The organism is Rhodopseudomonas sp. RCAM05734, from assembly GCF_052658035.1.
In genome coordinates this window covers 6,621,665-6,636,580 of sequence record NZ_CP199742.1, presented here as the reverse complement: position 1 = coordinate 6,636,580, position 14,916 = coordinate 6,621,665, and the positions used below count along the sequence as shown (strand labels likewise).

The window sequence follows — 14,916 nt, the reverse complement described above, 5'->3', positions numbered from 1 at the left end:
GCTTGATCGCGGACGGGATTTCTCCCTAAAAGGGGTTGCGCCGAACCCGCATGGATCAACTTGCGCGGTTCCGACAGGCCGTCCCGATCCGGGATCTGCCGCGGATGGAAACGTCAACGATCATGCGCTTCAGCTTCATTCACGCCGCCGACCTGCACATCGACAGTCCGCTGGCCGGCCTCGGCCTCAAGGACAGAGCGGTGGCCGAGCGCTTCGCCCATGCCGGCCGCCGGGCGGTGGAAGCGCTGGTCAGCGAAGCCATCGACAGCAAGGCGGCGTTCCTGATCATCGCCGGCGACGTGTTCGACGGCGACTGGCGCGACGTCAGCACCGGGTTGTTCTTTGTCCGCGCCATCGGTGCACTGCACCGCGCCGGCATCCCGACTGTCATCGTCAAGGGCAACCACGATTTCGAAAGCGGCATGTCGCGCTCGCTGCCCTATCCCGACTCCGTAAAATTCTTCTCGTCGCGCAAGGCGGAGACCATCGCGCTCGATGCTCACCGCGTCGCCTTGCATGGCCGCAGCTTTCCCACCCGGCTTGTGCTGGACAATTTCGTCGACTCCTATCCGGCTCGCCGCGAGGGCTGGCTCAATATCGGCGTGCTGCACACTTCGTTGGACGGAACGCGCGGCCATGACGGTTACGCGCCGTGCACCGTCGATGACCTGCGCCGGTTCGGCTATGACTACTGGGCGCTGGGCCATGTCCATGCCGCGGAGATCGTGAGCAGGGATCCCTGGGTTGTCTATCCCGGCAACCTGCAGGGCCGCAGCATTCGCGAGACCGGCCCGAAAGGCGCGATGCGTGTCACCGTCGAGGACGGCCGCATCGTCGCCGTGGAGCCGCTGGTGTTCGACGGCGCGCGCTGGGCGCATGAATCCATCGATGTGTCCGGTCTCGCGCAGGAAAGCGACGTCACCGACCGCATCGGCGCGATGCTCGGCGAGCTGCACGGTCGCAGCGAAGGGCGCCCGCTGGCCGTGCGGCTCACGCTGGCGGGCATCACGACGATGCACAACCAGCTGGTGGCGCGGCGCGAGTTCCTGCTCGACGAGGCGCGTGCCATCGGTTTCCGCATTGCCGGGGATTGCTGGGTCGAGCAGGTCAAGCTGGCGACGTCGATGCCGCCCCGCATGGCGACGCCGTTGTCGGCGGCAGACAGTCTCGGCGTCGAGGATCTCCTGAGCGCCGCAGCCGACGATCCGGAATTTGCTGCGGCGCTGGCCGAGTTGATGAAGACGGTCTCCGACAAGCTGCCGCGCGACCTGCGCGACGACCCGGCAAATCAATCCGAACTGCTGCAAAAGCTCGCGGCCGATGCGCGGGCCTACCTCACGGGGGAACTGGCGTCGTGAGGATCGAACGGCTCACTCTGGAACGCTACGGCGCCTTAACCGATCGCGCGCTGGCATTTCGTCCGGATGCATCGCTCCATGTGGTGCTCGGCGCCAACGAGGCCGGCAAGACGTCGGCGCTGTCGGCAATCACCGATCTACTGTTCGGCTTTGGCGGCCGGACGGACTACGATTTCAGGCACGACAGCAAGACGCTGCGGATCGGGGGCGACTTGCGCCATTCCGACGGGCGGACCCTGTCGGTGCGTCGCCGCAAGGGTAACAAGAACACGCTGGTGGACGGCAACGACCAGCCGCTGCCGGACGATTGCCTGGCGCCATTTCTCGACGGAGTGCTGCGTGACACGTTCAGCCGCGAGTTTGGCCTGACCGCGCTGGCGTTGCGTCAGGGCGGTCACGATCTGCTCGCCGCCGGCGGCAGCCTGGCCGAGACGCTGGCCGCCGGATCGGCCGGCATGACCGCGCTGTCGCGGTTGCGCGAGCGGCTGAAGACGGAGGCCGACGAGCTGTTCACGCCGCGCAAGTCGGCGAGCAAGCCGTTCTATCTCGCGGCCGATCGTCTCGACGCTGCCGATAAGGCGTTGCGCGACGCCGTCGTCACCCGCGAGGCGCTGGAAGCCGCCGAGGCCGCGGTGCAGGAGGCACGGCAGTACCTTGCCGCGCTCACCGCCGATCATGCCGCAACCGGCCGTAACCTGGCGCGCCTGCAGCGAACGCAGCGCGTGCGCTCGAAACTGGCGCGGCTGCAGGCGCTCGGCGACGCGCTCACCGAACTTGCAGACTTGCCGATCGTGCCGGCAACGAAAGTGGAGTCGTGGCGCGCAGCGCTGACGGCGGATGCCGCGGTTGCCGGCGAGGTCGCAGCGCTCGATGCCGCCGCCGCCACGGATGCGAATACGATCGCGACGATGGCGGTGGATGACGGCCTGCTGTCGGCCGGCGCGGCGATCGACGCCCTGCGCGAACGGCTTGGCGCCGTGCGCAAGGCGATGGAGGACCTGCCGCGACGACGCGAGGCGCACCGCGCCGCGCAGGAAACGCTGAATGCTGCCGCGCATCGGCTTGGCCTGCCATCGCACACCGAGTTGCTGCACCGCCTGCCGACGGATGCCGCGCTGGCACTGGTGCGCGACCTGATCGACCGCCTCCAGGGCGCCGAGCGATCGCAGCGCGACGCCGAAGAAAAGCGCGCACGAGCGCTGCACGAACTGCAAAGTTTCACGTCGGATGATGCAGTCGCGCATAAGGTTACGGATCCGGAGCCGCTGCGGCAACGGCTTGAGGCGCTGGCGGATATCCCGACCCACGCCGACCGGCTGCACCGCGCCGCCGCCGCGTTGCAGATTGAACGCAAGAATGTCGCGACCGCCCATGCGGCGCTCGATCCGCCGGCTGGCGATCTCGACGGACTTGCTGCGCTGCCGATACCCGACCCCGCAGTGATCGCTGCTCATGCGCAAGCCGCGGAGCTGGGCGACAAGGAGATCGGGCGCCTTGCCGATCTGGTCGACAGTACGACTGATGTGATCGAGGCTGCGGAGATCGACCTGGCGCGGTTGTCGAACGATGGCGCGGTATCCACCCGCGCCGATCTGCAAGACGCGCGGCAGGACCGCGATGTCCGGCTGCAGCACTTGCGTGGTGCGCTCGATGGCGAAGCCGCCGTGCGCAACGCTCGGTTGGCGGACCTCGAATCCGCGACGAAGGCCATCGACATCATTACCGACCGGCTGCTGACCGACACCGAACGCGCTGCGCGCCGCGAAGCGCTGCAGGAGCGATTGGAGCAGAGCCGCCGCGAGCATGATCGCATCAAAGCCGCACGCGACGGTCTGAGGGCGCGCCGCATCGAGGCCGAAGCCGCGTGGCGGAGTATCTGGACGGCGTCGGGCATTATCCCGCGCTCCCCGGCGGACATGGCGCGCTGGCAAGAGCGAGTCAGCGAGATCGTGCGTCGGCAGACTGCGCTGGATGTGCAGCAGGCGGATTTCGATGCGTTATCCGAGAGCCAGGCGGCCAAAAAGGCCGGTGTGATGGTATTGCTGGAAAGCATGGGGCGCACGCCACAGCATGCGCTTCCCGCGGAGATCCTGTTTCGCGAGGCAAAAAGCCGGCTTGATGAATTGCAGAAGGGCTGGGCCGACGCCCGGGAGCGTGCCGTCGCGAGGCAGCGTGCTGAGCGTGATCTCGCCGAGGCAGACGCAGCGCTTGCGCGGGCGACGCAGGCGCGTGGCGAACTGGCTGGGCTCTGGCCGGCGGCGCTGAAGCCGATCGGCGGCCTCGCGGCGTCAGCCTCGCCCGCCGAAGCGGAAGCGGCACTCATCGTCTGGCAGTCGGTGGCCGTGCCGAAGTTGAACTGGGAGAGTGAAGGTCACCGTGTCGCGAGCATCGAGGCCGACCTTGCGGCGTTCGATCGCGACGTCGCGGATGTGATGCGGCGGGTGGCGCCAGACCTGAACGGGGCAGATCCGCAGCAGGTCCTTGCCGGTCTCGCGGACCGCCTGTCGAAGATGCGCATGGCCGCCGATGCCTGCCAGCGGCTGCGCGACGCCGGCGTGAAGCGCGGCGACAGCCGCGCCGCACTGCTGCTGAAACGCAGCTCCATCGAGACCGTGCTGCGCGACGCCTGTACGGCGCTCGGCGCGGCCGACGCGGCGATGCTCGTCGTGCCGCTCGACCGTCTGACGATGCGCCATGCGCTGGAGACGGAGCGTGAGGCGCTGCGACGAGATCTGCTGGAGGTCGCCGATGGCCTCGATGAAGACGCGCTGCGCGCCGAGCAGGCCGGGCTCGATGTCGATCTTCTGCCTGGCGACATCGACCGCGAAACCATGCGGCTGGAGCAATTGCTCGACCAGATGAAGGCCGTCTCGGCGCAACTGCATCAGCGCGAACGCGAGACCGAGGTGTTGATCAGGGGCCGAGACGCCGCTTCGGCCGCCGCCGAGCGGGCCGAAGCCGGCGCCGAGCTTGTGGCGATCTCCGAACGCTGGCTGCTGCGCAGCGCGGCGGCGCGGCTGGCGGCAATCGCCATCGAGCGGCACCGGGCATTGGTGCAGGATCCGCTGATCGCGCGGGCGAGCGAGTTGTTCGCGCTGGCGACCGGCGCGATGTTCGCGGGTCTTGGCGTCGACTACGGCAATGACGACCAACCTGTCCTCGTCGCCGCCAGAACGGACAACGAGCGTGTGCCGGTCGCGGGTCTCAGCGAAGGCACGCGCGATCAGCCGTTCCTGGCGCTGCGCCTGGCCCTGCTGGAACGCCGGGCGGGCGAGGCCCTGCCGTTCATCGGAGACGACTTGCTCACCAGCTTCGACGAGACGCGGACCGCGGCGTCTTTGCAGCTACTGGCGAGCGTCGGCCGGCAGCGTCAGGTGATCATCTTCACACATCACCGGCACGTGGTCGAACTCGCCGAAGGGATGCCGGATCATCTGGTCGATGTCGTGAGATTGGAGCAGATCGCCGGTTAGCTGACCGGCACCGGCTTTGGCTTGGCGGGAGCCGGCCTTGGTGCGGCGCGCCGTGGCGGCGGCGCCGGCGGCGCGATCGGCTGCAGCGTGACGATGACCGGGTTCGGCTTGTGATCCTGGGCGGCGCCGGTCGCGGCGTCGACGCCCATGCCGATGATGCCGCCGGCCAGAATATTGCCGGCAAAGCCCGCAGCGCCGCTGCCGGGCACTTCCTTGGTCAGCGGGATGATCTGTGGCTCGAAGCCTTGCTTGCTCACCGTTACGGTGATGTCGGCATTGCGATTGGCCTGAACCACGCAGGGCGTGACGCAGGAGGTCGGGATATCGAGCCCCGCCACGTCGGCCTGCGCGCCGGATGGCGTCGTCGAGATCGAAATGTTTTCGGTCGTTCCGCGCGTGACGGACGCGCAGCCCGCCAGCAGCAAGGCGGCGGCAGCCGCGATCCCCAGATTTCGCATTTGCGCCTTTCCCGGTCCCGGCGGCACCGAAGCGCAACCGCTGAGACGGATCAAGCTGCGCGGGGGCCCGTGAGACGGACGGTCAAGCGATAATGATCCGGCCAAAGGGGTGGGACCGTCGACGCGCAAAAAAACGACGGTCCCGTGCCGTGCAATTAAAATCGGGGTGGAAAGCGACTTCGCACCCGTTCTGCCCGACAGCCGAACCGTATCGGTTCGGTCACCCGCTGCAACGCAAACCGCCGCTTAACCTAACCAATCAACCTTACCGTGCACGGCGACCGTTCAGCGGCAAGCCCGGGCGTCAGCGTAATGTGCGTGCCAGATCGTTGATGGTGTCGGCATTGTTGCAATAGGATTCGTAGTGGTCGGCGACCGCGTTGGCGGCGAGGTCCTTGCCGCAAGCGATCTTGTGCTGACACAGCGAACACGCCCGTTCCATTTCCTGACGCTGCGGGGGCTGGATTTTCGCGATGGATTCCTCGGTAAAGCCAAGTGCACGCAGCATTTTCGGCATCTCGTCGGCGGCGTGCGGGCCGCGGTGGACCAGCGCGTCGAGCTCGCGCGGCGCCAGGCCGAGCTCGCTGGCGATGCGGGCGAACTCGGCGGCGTCGAGCTGGCTCATCTCGCCGATGCCGCGGCGACGTTGCAGCCAATCGGTCAGGCGCTCGATCAGGGTTCGGGACACCGGGGGCTGGACGTGCGCGGTCATGGCATTCTCCAAGGGTGAATTTTCCGCCAGCATCCGCTCGGGTACAGCCCCAGGCATTGCGGTGGATCAATCAGCCGAATGCGCCGTTAACGCTCCAAGGGATTTACGGCGTCCCGGCGCATCGCCGGGGGGCGCCCCGGGCTGGCACTGCCGACGTCGCTGCCTACATTTGAGAAGCGAGTAGTTCCGTCGCCGGCCGGCGTCAGGAGGCGTGTGATGAGTGCGAAGCGTCTGATTTCTGGAGTTCTGGTTGCGGCGTCGCTCGGCGCGTTGTTGCTCGGCGGTAGCGCCGTGCGCGCTGACAATTACCGTCCCGATGAGTTCTTCCGCCTCGACCTCAATCGCGCCGCGCTGTCGCCGAAGCCGCTCGGGCCGCCGGCGCAGTTCGAGGCGGTACCGGTGGAAGCCAGGGCCGATCCGGCCCCTGTGGCCGCCGCGGCCACTCCCGCAACGCAGGCGGCCCGCGCGCCTGTGGCGAAGCCACAGGTCGGCCCGCGCCGTAAACTGGCCCGGTCGCGCGGCAATCCGCTCGACGCCCAGGCCTCGGACACCCGCATCCAGGTATGGCCGTGTCGCTCCGGCGGCATCTGCAACTGGTCGAAGCCGACGCGCTAAAGCCGCGCCGCCGCGTCAGGCGCGGTTCAGTGCCGCCTGATCCTGCAGCGAGAAGACCGGTCCATCGTAGAGGAACGAGCACTGGTGAATGACGATATGTCCGTCATCCACCGTCACGTGGGCGTAGTCCGGCGGCTCGTGCGATCCCGGGATGTGATTGGCGGTCTCCAGATCGAATGCGACCTGATGCGCCAGAGCGCGCTGGATATGAAACGGGATGCCGCGCCAGACTCCTGCGATCGGCCGGTGCAGGTGGCCCATGAACAGGTAGTCTGGCTTGCGGGTGCGCGCGATGACGTCCCATTCAGCCTCGGGATTGGCCAGCCGGATCGTGTCCATGTAACGCAGGCCGCTGTCGAACGGCGGATGGTGCTGGAACAGCAGCAACGGCCGGTCCTCCGGCGCGGACGCCAGCGCATTTTCAAGAAACGCCAGCCGCGCCTCGCACAGCAGGCCCTCATGGTTGGGTGCCGCCTCGTTCAGGGTGTCGAGCGTGACCACCGTCGCGGCGTCGAACACCTGCATGGATTGCACGAAGCCGTCGGCATCGCGGGCCACGCCCGGGAAGTGACGGCCGAAGGCATCGCGCTTGTCGTGATTGCCCATCAGCAGGATGGTCGGCGCCACCAGATGGCTGAGCTCTGCGGCGAGATTTTCATAGGCTGGATCCTCGCCCCAATGGGCGAGGTCGCCGGTGACGATGACGAAGGCGATATCCGGATGATCGCGGTTGATCCGCTCGATCGCCGCGGCGAGCCGCTCGGCCGGATCAAGCCCATAGATATTGCGGCCACGCGCGACGAAATGGGTGTCGGTCAGAATAACGAATTTCATCGCAGCATGGTCCCTTGAAGGCTGTTCGCGGAGCGCTCGTGGCGTTCCGCTGTTTGACGAACGGATGGTTGAGAGATTGCCGAGGTCAGCGCGCCTGCGCGGACGTCCTCGGCAGCAGCTTCTGCACATCGGCGGCCATGTCGACGAGCACCGCTTCCGGCTCCTTGGCACGTGCGCCGGAGACGATAGTGTTGAGGTGGTCCTTGATCACATCGGTGATCTTGAGACCGTTGTCGCCGGGGAACGCGTACCACTTGGTGAGCAGCGGAAGCTGGCTGACCGCGGTGAAGTTGTTCGGATTTTTGACGTAGAAATCCTTCAGATAGACGTCGTTGGCGATCTTGTTGGGCGGCATGTAACCGGTGGTCTCGGCCATGATCGCCGCGCCCCTCGGGCCGGTCCAGAACTTCACGACTTCCCAGGCCGCGTCGCGCTTGGCCTTGTCCTTGGCCAGGATCATCACGACGTTGCCGCCGGCCGGCAGTCGGCCAGCGGGAGATACCACATCGGGGAAGATGTGCGTCTTCAGCTCGAACTTGCCGCCGATCATCTGCGTGGTCTTGTTGAGATCAGAGGTCGAGGTGATGTGGATGCCGGTCTTGCCGGCGGCGAAGGTGGCTCGCATCGACGGCTGGTCGAGGTTGGGCATGCCGCCTTCGGTCACCAGACGCGCCAGCGTCTTGATTGCGAACTTACCTTCCGGACCGTCGAACGCCACCTTGGTTTCGTCGGCGTTCAGCATCGTGCCGCCGCGCGCGAACACCGGCGCCTGCCACAGCCAGTTTCCAGTGATGTCCCAGGCATAGGTGATGCCGTTGATGTCGGGACCGAGCGCCTTGATCTTCGCGGCAAGCTTGATCAGTTCGTCCCAGGTCTTCGGCAGATTGGCGGGATCGCCGCCGGCCTGCTTCACCAGATCCATGTTGAGGTAGACGATGGGCAGCGAGATCGCGAAGGGCAGCGCGTAGACCTTGCCGCTGGCGGTGCCGATGTCATACATCGCCTGATGGAAGCCCTGCTTGTCGAAATCCTTTTCGGCGGCAATGTAGCCATCCATTTCCGCCGGGATGTTCTTGTCGACCAGAACGCGAACGCGGTTGAGCCCCTGGAACGAAACGTCGGGCATCTGTTTGGTCACCGCCTCGCGCAGCACCTTCTGCGTGGCGTCTTCATAGGATTCATAGGGCGCCCGCATGACGATCTTGATGTCCGGGCGGATCTTGGCGAATTCCTCGGCGATGCGCTTGTGGGTTTCGGTGAACAGTTCCGGATAGGGATACTGGATCGTGATTTCGGTCTGGGTTTGCGCCTGCGCGGCGCCGGCAGCGAACACGATCGCGGCCGCGGCAATCCATTTTCTGAGCATTGTCGTCTCCTGGGTGTGGGGTGTGGTGACTTACTTGATGCCGGTCATGGTGATGCCTTCGATGAAGCGGCGCTGCGCGAGCAGGAAGGCGATGACGAGCGGGGTGATGATGACGAGGGCGGCGGCCATCAGCGGTCCGAAATCCGTGCCGGCCTCGTTGTTGCGAAAGTTGGCGACGGCGAGTGGCGGGGTCCGCAACTGCTCGCTGTTGATGACGATCAGTGGCCAGAAATAGTCGTTCCAGTGCGCCACCACCGAGAAGATTCCGAAGGCCGTCACCGCGGGAATGGCGGTTGGCAGCATCACTCGCCAGACGATCGCGAATTCGGACAGGCCGTCCATTCGCGCCGCGTCGATCAGGTCATCGGGCACGGTCTTGAAGAACTGCCGCATCAGGAAGATGCCGAACACCGAAATCGTGAACGGGAGGATCAGTGCCGCATAGCTGTCCAGCAGGCCGAGCTGATGCAGCAGCAGGAACAGCGGGATCGCGGTCGCCTGCGGCGGGATCAGGATGCAGAACACCACCAGCGCGAACAACGTGTCGCGTCCGAGGAAACGCAGCTTGGCAAGCGCATAGGCGGCCGGCAGCGCCACCAGAATCTGGAGAACGAAGATCGATACCGTGACGATCAGTCCGTTGAGCAGGATGCGCCACAGGTCGGCCTTGACGAAGGCGGTGCGCAGATTGTCCCACAGCGCGAAGGTCTGCGGAATCAGGTGCACGCTGCTGGAGAAGATCTCGGTCTGCGGTTTCGATGCGGTGGAGATCATCCAGATGAAGGGCATCAGGATGACGAGCGCGCCGCCCAGCAGCACCGCGTGGCGGGCGAGGGCCCAGGGTGAAAATCGGGGATGCGGCTTCATGCGTCGTGCGCTCCGCGGTCGGCGAGGAAAGACTTCACCAGCGTCAGCAGCAGGACGAAGATCAGGAACACGACCGTGAGCGCCGCGCCGTAGCCGGAACGGAAGAATTCGAAGCTCTCGGTGTACATGGTGTAGATCAGCACCTCGGACGATTTCGACGGTCCGCCCTTGGTCAGGACCTGCACCGTATCGAAGACCTGAAACGAGCGGATGCCGCTGATCACCACGACGAAGGCAGTCACGGGACCGAGCATCGGCCATGTCACCAGCCGGAACCGCGACCACGCGCTGGCCGCGCCGTCGATCTCGGCGGCGTCATAGAGTTGCCTGGGGATCGACACGATGCCGGCGAGAAACAGCACCATGTTGAAGCCGACGGCCTGCCAGATACCGATCGCGCAGAGCGAATACAGCGCCGTATGGCGATCCTGCAGCCAGCTGTAGCCTTGGATGCCGATGCCGCGCAAAGCGCCGTTCACCAGTCCGAATTGCGGATGCAGCATGAACTCCCAGACGATGGCCATGGCGATCAGGGTGGCCATCACCGGCAGAAAATAGATGGTGCGGTACCGGCTGCGCAGGCTGGTCCCGCTTTGGATCAGCAGCGCGATGCCGAGCCCGAGTGCTACCGAGCCCGGAACCACGATCGCGACGTAGGTCAGGGTATTGCGCAGCGATATCCAGAACACCTTGTCGGCCATCATCTCCTGGTAGTTGGCCATGCCGATCCAGGAGAAGGACGGGGCACCGAGCTGGTAGTCGGTAAAGGACAATGCCAGCACGCTGGCCAGCGGGCCAAGCAGCACGATGGCTATCAGCACTGCCGCGGGCGCGACCAGCAGCAGCGCGGTCCGCGATGCGCCCGTCCGGCGCATGCCGATGCGTGCTATCGACATCGTGCGGTCGGCCGTGCTTCCGGCCAGTGTCAGTGCGGCGTCAGACAAGGGCGATCTCCCGCACCCGCTCGAGCCTCGCCTGGCCGACGGCGTCGATGCGTTTGCCGCCGGAGTCGAACGCGCGCACGGCGTCGGGGGCGAAGCCGCAGGCAATCGAACTGCCGATCTCGGGCAAGTGCCGGGGATCATTGATCCGGGCGACGAGCGGAGCGTCCATGCCGTCGATACCGATGTGGACGAACGCCTCGGAGCCCATGTTTTCGAGATGCACGACATGGCCGGCGAACGGGCCTGTGCCGAGTTCGATCCGCTCCGGACGCACGCAGATCCTGCATACGCCGGCGGCCCCCGCTGTCGACAAAGCGAGGCTGCGGCCGAAGACTTCAAGGCCGCCATCGGTACGGATGGCGCCCGGCAGAACATTGATCTTCGGGCTGCCGACAAACTCCGCGACGCGGATGTCGCGCGGATTCTCGTAGACGTCCGTGGGCGTGCCGACCTGCACGAGTTCGCCCGCGATCATCACCGCGATCCGTCCGGACATGGTCATGGCCTCGGCCTGGTCGTGGGTGACATAGATGAAGGTGGTTTTCAGCCGGCGATGCGGCTGGGCGATTTCGGCGCGCATGTGGACGCGGAGCTTGGCGTCGAGGTTCGACAATGGCTCGTCGAACAGGAACGCCACCGGCTGGCGCACGATGGCGCGGCCGACCGCCACGCGCTGGCGTTGTCCGCCGGACAGCTGGCCCGGCTTGCGGTGCAGCAGCGGCGAGATTTCGAGCTGCGCGGCGACCTTCTCCACGTCCGCGCTGATGCCGCGTTCGGTGTGACGCCGCCCCGGGATGAGTCGTCCGAGCAGCGGCAGCCGCTGAAAGGCCGACAGGCGCTTCATGCGCAGTGGAACGGCGATGTTTTCGAACACACTGAGATGCGGGTAGAGCGCGTAGGACTGGAACACCATCGCCAGGTTGCGGGCGCTCGGGCGTATTCCATCCACCTGGGCGCCATCGATGCGCACCTCGCCGGAGGTTTGTGATTCCAGCCCGGCGATGATGCGCAACAGCGTGGACTTGCCGCAGCCGGAGGGGCCGACCAGCGAGATGAACTCGCCGTCCTCGATCGAAAGCTCGACGCCCTTCAGGACGTCCGTCGATTCGAACGATTTGCGGATCGCGCTGAGTTCTATTCTGGCCATCGTCCGTACCCCGATTGCAATGCAGCAACGGGCGATGGTTAAGAGGCGGAGTTGACAGTCACATAACAGTCAAAGGAGTTTCCTATGTTGAATCCAACGGTCTCCTTTGTTGGTTTCCGCCATACCGCTGTTGTCAGGCAGAAGGCGCAAAATCGTGGCTTTGACGTCGGCGCGCATGCGCGCCGTGAATGCCGTGTTCGAAACCGGCAATTTTTCGTCCGCAGCAAGACGTCTCGGTGTTTCGCAGCCTTCGATCGCCCAGCTGGTCCGCGACCTTGAGGCCGACTTCGGCGTGAAGCTGTTCGACCGCCACGGCCATCATCTGATGGCGACCCCGCTGTGTCGCCAGCTGTACGCCACGACCAGCCGGCTGGCGGCGATGGAAGCCGATGCGATCGGCATTCTCGAACAGCGCGAGGAACTTGCCGGAGGTGAGTTGCGCGTCGGGTTGGGCAATTCGATGCCGGGAATGGCGCTCATTTCGGCCTTCAAGGCACTTTACCCGAAGATCCAGGTCCGCATCGAAATCGGCAACTGGTCGGAAATCATGGCTGCGGTGACCGACCAGCGCGTCGATGTCGCCGTGCTCCCCGAGGTGCCGCAGGATCGCCGGTTCCGCTGCGAGGTCTGCCTCAGTCAGCGGGTGGTCGCGATATGCCATCCCGAACATCCGCTCAATGTGCAAGGGCAGATGTCCATCACCGGCCTGATGCAATATCCGCTGGTGTTTCGCACGCGCAATTCGTCGACCCAGCGCATCGTCGACAAGGCATTCCGCGCATCAGGGTTGCGGCCGGAACCGGCCATTGTCGTCAACAGCCGGGAAGGCATGCTGGAGGCGGTCGCCAACCGGCTCGGCGTCGGCTTCCTGTGGGAGCACGGCTCGAGCCGGACGGACCGCATCGCGAAAGTCGTGGTGTCGGAGATGGACATCGCGCTGCCCGAATATATTTTTGCGCTGTTCGGCACCAAGGGGGCGCTGGTGGAGCTGTTCTTCAACGCGCGCCACGCGATGCCGGGCGCTTAGCCGGCATCGCGCTACGGCCGTCAGCACTCCGGCGCCTTCACCACCACGACGCCATCCGCGGCGCGAACGCCATTGCCTTTCGCTCCCACGAACAGCGGGTTGATCTCCGCCTCCAGAAGATGGTCGCCGATGGTGCCGACCATATCCGAGAAAGCCATCAACGCATCCAGCAAGGCATCAATATCCGCCTCGGGACGGCCGCGATAGCCTTTCAAAAGCGGAGCAGACTTCAACTCGTCGATCATCTCGCGCGCGTCATTTCGCGTGATCGGCGCCAGCCGCAGTGACGTATCCTTGTACAGTTCGGCGGCGACTCCGCCCATCCCGAGCAGGATGCAATGGCCGAGCTGTTCATCTGCCTTGAAGCCGATAATCAGCTCGACGCCCTTGGCCAGCTCCTGCACCAGGAAGCCCTCCGGCGCCAGGCCGGTTGCCGCCGTGAATGCGCCGGCCATGCGCTTGCAGGCTGCGGTGACGTCGGCCGTGGCAATGTTCACGGCCACGCCGCCGACGTCAGACTTGTGGAGGACATCACGCGAAAGAACCTTGACCACGACGTTGCCGTCAAAACGGCCGGCGCATGCCTGTGCTTCCACGGGGGTCTGGGCACAGAATTCGCGCGCGATTGGCATTCCGAACTTTGCGAACAACGCCTTGCTCTCATATTCATTGAGCGGGCCGGGCCGCAGCATCGCCAGGATGCCGGCGTCGGACGGTTTTTTCTCCGCAACGATGGTCGGTGCCGGGGCAGGAGCATTCTGCCAGCGCCACAACGCCGACAGGGCTGCGGCGCACGATTCCGGTGCTGCAAAAGTCGGAATGCCCGCCAGATTGAAATGCCGCACGGCGTCCGGCGCGTGCGGGCTGGCGAAGGCGATGATCGGCTTGTCGAACCGGGCAAAGCATTCGCGCAATGGCTCGCCGACAATCTCGGGCTGGGTCATCGAGGACGATCCGAGGATGACTGCGACCGCATCGTAGGACGCGCTTTCCAGAACGGCCTCAATGACTCCGCGAAAGTATTGCGGCGTGACCCCGGCAAGGGTCACATCGATCGGATTGCGGTCGAGCACCGCGTCGGGGATGGCAAGGGCGTTCAGGCGTTGGGCAGTTGCCGGCTCGGGAGCCGGCACGTCGAAACCCGCGAGACCGGCGGCATCCGCCACCAGGCTGGCTGCGCCCCCCGTGGAGGTGATCACGGCCAGACGCCGCCCCGCCAGATGACGGCCGCCACCGAGGACCAGCGGAAAGTCGAGCAGGTCCGAGAACCGCTCAGCCCTGATGATGCCGAGCTGTTTGAATAATGCGTCGTAGGCTGCATCGGAGCCCGCCAGGGCGCCGGTGTGGGAGACCGCCGACTGAGCGCCTGCGGACGACCGCCCGACCTTGAATGCGACGATCGGCTTGCCCGCTTTCGCCGCTCGGAGCGCGGCGTCGCGAAACTGCTGGGGCTTGCGCAGGCCTTCGAGATACAGCGCCAGCACTTTTGTCGCGGGGTCGTCGATCAGATACTCTATCAGATCCGACACATCGACATCCGCCTCGTTACCGGTAGCGATCAGCTTCGAAAATCCGATGCCGAGCGCATCGGTGCGCGAGAGCAGGGAGCCGAGGATGCCGCCGCTCTGCGATACCAGCGCGGTAGAACCGGGAAGCAGTGCGTTGACCCCAAGCGCGGCACTTGCAGACAGCACAACGCCGTCGGTGACATTGACCAGCCCGATCGTGTTGGGCCCGAGGATGCGCATGGTGCCCGCGGCCTCCTTGAGCATTTGCTGCCGCTGCACACCTTCCGGACCGCTCTCTCCGAAGCCGCCGGCTAGCACGATGGCGGCGCCGGTTCCGATCGCGGCGAGATCGCGGACGATATTGACGACGCGGCTTGAACCTACCAGCACAATCGCCACGTCAGGCGCGTGCGGAAGCGCCTTAACGTCCGCGAAGCAGGGATGGCGACCGATCGACGAGACGCGCGGATTGACCGGCAGAATTTCGTGGGCGTAGCCGTACTTCTCGAGGAAGGCGAGCGGCCGGCCGGTCAGCTTGCCGGCGTCGGTCGACGCGCCGATGATGGCGACGCTGCGGGGGCTGATCAGGCGATCCAGCGACTTCATG

The 14,916-nt window shown here is 65.6% G+C and carries 12 protein-coding genes; 4 read left to right on the top strand and 8 right to left on the bottom strand.

From position 1 onward, the window contains the following. The first annotated feature begins 50 nt into the window (after positions 1 to 50). Both ACUXVA_RS31285 and ACUXVA_RS31280 read left to right on the top strand, forming a co-directional pair. Positions 51 to 1,358, top strand: coding sequence for a metallophosphoesterase (locus ACUXVA_RS31285; RefSeq protein WP_445490148.1), 1,308 nt, complete (start codon positions 51 to 53; stop codon positions 1,356 to 1,358). Next, the gene (locus ACUXVA_RS31280; RefSeq protein ID WP_445490146.1) at positions 1,355 to 4,831 is read left to right on the top strand and encodes an AAA family ATPase; all 3,477 of its coding nucleotides are present in this window, start codon (positions 1,355 to 1,357) and stop codon (positions 4,829 to 4,831) included. Before ACUXVA_RS31285 ends, ACUXVA_RS31280 begins: the two co-directional genes overlap by 4 nt. Here ACUXVA_RS31280 and ACUXVA_RS31275 read toward each other — a convergent pair. Together ACUXVA_RS31275 and ACUXVA_RS31270 are read right to left on the bottom strand one after the other, a co-directional pair. Then, positions 4,828 to 5,289: a translation initiation factor 2 gene (locus ACUXVA_RS31275; protein WP_265082108.1), complete on the bottom strand. Its 462-nt coding sequence runs from the start codon at positions 5,287 to 5,289 to the stop codon at positions 4,828 to 4,830. The two genes, ACUXVA_RS31280 and ACUXVA_RS31275, sit on opposite strands and share 4 nt — an antisense overlap. 304 nt (positions 5,290 to 5,593) lie before the next feature. Then, positions 5,594 to 6,001 carry a hypothetical protein gene (locus ACUXVA_RS31270; RefSeq protein WP_445490144.1) on the bottom strand — a complete coding sequence of 136 codons (408 nt, stop codon included), beginning with the start codon at positions 5,999 to 6,001 and terminating at the stop codon, positions 5,594 to 5,596. A gap of 216 nt (positions 6,002 to 6,217) precedes the next feature. Here ACUXVA_RS31270 and ACUXVA_RS31265 point away from each other — a divergent pair, with 216 nt between their 5' ends. Then, positions 6,218 to 6,616 (top strand): hypothetical protein, encoded by a 399-nt coding sequence (locus ACUXVA_RS31265; protein WP_445490142.1) that lies wholly within the window; start codon positions 6,218 to 6,220, stop codon positions 6,614 to 6,616. Positions 6,617 to 6,631: 15 nt separating this feature from the next. On the opposite strand, the gene ACUXVA_RS31260 is transcribed toward ACUXVA_RS31265, so the two are convergent. From ACUXVA_RS31260 to ACUXVA_RS31240, 5 genes are all read right to left on the bottom strand, one after another. Next, complete coding sequence (locus ACUXVA_RS31260) at positions 6,632 to 7,450, bottom strand: phosphodiesterase (protein ID WP_265082111.1); 819 nt, start codon at positions 7,448 to 7,450, stop codon at positions 6,632 to 6,634. Between the two features lie 85 nt (positions 7,451 to 7,535). Next, positions 7,536 to 8,816: an ABC transporter substrate-binding protein gene (locus ACUXVA_RS31255; RefSeq protein ID WP_445490139.1), complete on the bottom strand. Its 1,281-nt coding sequence runs from the start codon at positions 8,814 to 8,816 to the stop codon at positions 7,536 to 7,538. Between the two features lie 30 nt (positions 8,817 to 8,846). Further along, a complete protein-coding gene (locus ACUXVA_RS31250; RefSeq protein ID WP_265082113.1) occupies positions 8,847 to 9,683 on the bottom strand; it encodes a carbohydrate ABC transporter permease in 837 nt (278 codons plus the stop codon). After that, entirely contained in the window at positions 9,680 to 10,579 is a 900-nt protein-coding gene (locus ACUXVA_RS31245; protein WP_445493376.1) for a carbohydrate ABC transporter permease, read from the bottom strand. The genes ACUXVA_RS31250 and ACUXVA_RS31245 overlap by 4 nt, the downstream gene beginning before the upstream one ends. Positions 10,580 to 10,619: 40 nt before the next feature. Next, a complete protein-coding gene (locus ACUXVA_RS31240) occupies positions 10,620 to 11,774 on the bottom strand; it encodes an ABC transporter ATP-binding protein (RefSeq protein ID WP_445490137.1) in 1,155 nt (384 codons plus the stop codon). Between the two features lie 154 nt (positions 11,775 to 11,928). On the opposite strand from ACUXVA_RS31240, the gene ACUXVA_RS31235 reads away from it, so the two are divergent. Then, positions 11,929 to 12,801, top strand: coding sequence for a LysR family transcriptional regulator (locus ACUXVA_RS31235; RefSeq protein WP_445490135.1), 873 nt, complete (start codon positions 11,929 to 11,931; stop codon positions 12,799 to 12,801). A gap of 20 nt (positions 12,802 to 12,821) precedes the next feature. On the opposite strand, the gene ACUXVA_RS31230 is transcribed toward ACUXVA_RS31235, so the two are convergent. Then, the gene (locus tag ACUXVA_RS31230) at positions 12,822 to 14,915 is read right to left on the bottom strand and encodes an acetate--CoA ligase family protein (protein ID WP_445490133.1); all 2,094 of its coding nucleotides are present in this window, start codon (positions 14,913 to 14,915) and stop codon (positions 12,822 to 12,824) included. Between the last annotated feature and the right edge of the window lies 1 nt (position 14,916).

Excerpts from the sequence above, each read along its gene's own strand:
- ACUXVA_RS31245 (WP_445493376.1), bottom strand. The coding sequence starts at position 10,579 with ATGTCGATAGCACGCATCGGCATGCGCCGGACGGGCGCATCGCGGACC.
- ACUXVA_RS31230 (WP_445490133.1), bottom strand. The coding sequence starts at position 14,915 with ATGAAGTCGCTGGATCGCCTGATCAGCCCCCGCAGCGTCGCCATCATC.
- ACUXVA_RS31275 (WP_265082108.1), bottom strand. The coding sequence starts at position 5,289 with ATGCGAAATCTGGGGATCGCGGCTGCCGCCGCCTTGCTGCTGGCGGGC.
- ACUXVA_RS31240 (WP_445490137.1), bottom strand. The coding sequence starts at position 11,774 with ATGGCCAGAATAGAACTCAGCGCGATCCGCAAATCGTTCGAATCGACG.
- ACUXVA_RS31260 (WP_265082111.1), bottom strand. The coding sequence starts at position 7,450 with ATGAAATTCGTTATTCTGACCGACACCCATTTCGTCGCGCGTGGCCGC.
- ACUXVA_RS31285 (WP_445490148.1), top strand. The coding sequence starts at position 51 with ATGGATCAACTTGCGCGGTTCCGACAGGCCGTCCCGATCCGGGATCTG.
- ACUXVA_RS31250 (WP_265082113.1), bottom strand. The coding sequence starts at position 9,683 with ATGAAGCCGCATCCCCGATTTTCACCCTGGGCCCTCGCCCGCCACGCG.
- ACUXVA_RS31265 (WP_445490142.1), top strand. The coding sequence starts at position 6,218 with ATGAGTGCGAAGCGTCTGATTTCTGGAGTTCTGGTTGCGGCGTCGCTC.
- ACUXVA_RS31255 (WP_445490139.1), bottom strand. The coding sequence starts at position 8,816 with ATGCTCAGAAAATGGATTGCCGCGGCCGCGATCGTGTTCGCTGCCGGC.
- ACUXVA_RS31270 (WP_445490144.1), bottom strand. The coding sequence starts at position 6,001 with ATGACCGCGCACGTCCAGCCCCCGGTGTCCCGAACCCTGATCGAGCGC.